The organism is Acetobacterium sp. UBA5834 (assembly GCF_002435675.1).
In the GTDB taxonomy this organism is placed as follows: Bacteria; Bacillota; Clostridia; order Eubacteriales; family Eubacteriaceae; genus Acetobacterium; species Acetobacterium wieringae.
In genome coordinates, this window is record NZ_DJGY01000045.1 from 22,816 (window position 1) to 23,837 (window position 1,022).

At 34.5% G+C, this 1,022-nt stretch carries 2 protein-coding genes; both read left to right on the top strand.

Features of this window, described 5'->3' with window-relative positions; translation table 11 throughout:
* Nucleotides 1–60 precede the first annotated feature (60 nt).
* Nucleotides 61–666, top strand: coding sequence for a hypothetical protein (locus tag B3F51_RS09210; protein WP_286946715.1), 606 nt, complete (start codon nucleotides 61–63; stop codon nucleotides 664–666).
* A 105-nt stretch (nucleotides 667–771) separates the two neighbouring features.
* Nucleotides 772–963: a hypothetical protein gene (locus B3F51_RS09215; RefSeq protein WP_286946716.1), complete on the top strand. Its 192-nt coding sequence runs from the start codon at nucleotides 772–774 to the stop codon at nucleotides 961–963.
* Nucleotides 964–1,022: the final 59 nt, after the last annotated feature.

Here is a 1,022-nt window from a genome sequence, read left to right on the forward strand (position 1 = left end):
GCACCCTGTTATTGATCGCTTACGACGTTTCTGAGCGAGAAAACCAGAAATGGAGTTAAGATGATCATAAAAATAAACGGGCAGTCCGTTACATGTGAAAATACGATTGAGAAAGTCACTGATTCAATTACTGAAGTCTTAAACCGTGATAATGCAATTGCCATTGACTATATTGTTGATGGGAACAGTGTCAAAGAAGATTTGAGTAAATACCTGTCTGAACGACTGGCAGAAATACAGAAAATTGAAGTGATCACTCAAACAGTAAAGCAACTGATTCAGGAGACGATTAATTCAGCCTACGCCTATCTTAAAAATGCAATCCCTCAAATTCGCAGCATGGCCAGTGAATTTGCAATGGAGCCGGATGGCATTACCTGGCAGTCACTCAATGAGTTATTAGAAGGTCTCAATTGGTTGATTGACAGTATGGAAAGAATGAACGCCTTAAAGAGTCTGGAATTAATTGTGACTGATTATCAGGCCTGGAATCAGTATGCCCAGATCACCTATAATCTGATTCCAATCATCAAAGATCTTGATGCCGCCTTGAGAAATAAAAATAATCGAAAAGTTGGACGAATCTTGGAAAAAGCAGTTGTTCCAGCTTTTATAATGATGGAAAACAAATTGTTCGGTTTAATTACAATAGCATTTCAATCATAATGTTCAAGTAATGGCAATTATAGACAATTGCTAGATGTATAACAATAGGTTAGGCTGTCATTACATATTCTTAAAAATAAATATTGTGTATATTTGGAGGTAAGCTTGCAGGAAAAAAATGAAAATTTCCTAAGTGGTATAAAAAAGAGTTTTATGCATTCAGAAGGGTTTACGGTTGGTACATGGGATATAATAACTAAAATCTTATCGTATATTTCATTACTTGAAATTATCCTTTATATTAAAAAAAGAAACTTTAATACATGGCAGGTGCCTGACACCAATTTATCAACATAGTAATTTGTCTAGACTGTACCGATTGATAACAATTATTTAGGTAATTGCGAAATGAAAAA

Bases quoted from the DNA above. Each gene is read 5' to 3' on its own strand.
- B3F51_RS09210 (WP_286946715.1), top strand. From the start codon at position 61: ATGATCATAAAAATAAACGGGCAGTCCGTTACATGTGAAAATACGATT.